Raw genomic sequence first — 257 nt, forward strand, 5'->3', positions numbered from 1 at the left:
AGCCGGCTATAGTTACTTGAAATATTACTTGTCCGATGATACAAATCTCGATTCTGGAGACAAGTTTTTAGGCAATGATTATGTGGGGAGTCTCGCTACTGGAAGTTCGAGTTATGAAGATTTAACCTTTACCCTAGACAAAGGATTATCGGGAACAAAGTATATTTTGTTCCAAGCGGATGGTTATGGTTATGTCTCGGAAAGCAATGAATCCAATAATGTTGCTTATAAAGCAATTAACATTATCGACCCCAAAC

General features: G+C 37.7%; 1 protein-coding gene. It reads left to right on the forward strand.

Features of this window, described 5'->3' with window-relative positions:
* A partial coding sequence (locus JUI58_RS20030; RefSeq protein ID WP_204105584.1) for a CARDB domain-containing protein occupies nucleotides 1-257 on the forward strand: 257 nt, incomplete at both ends.

This window comes from Spirulina sp. CCY15215 (assembly GCF_016888125.1).
In the GTDB taxonomy this organism is placed as follows: Bacteria; Cyanobacteriota; Cyanobacteriia; order Cyanobacteriales; family Spirulinaceae; genus CCY15215.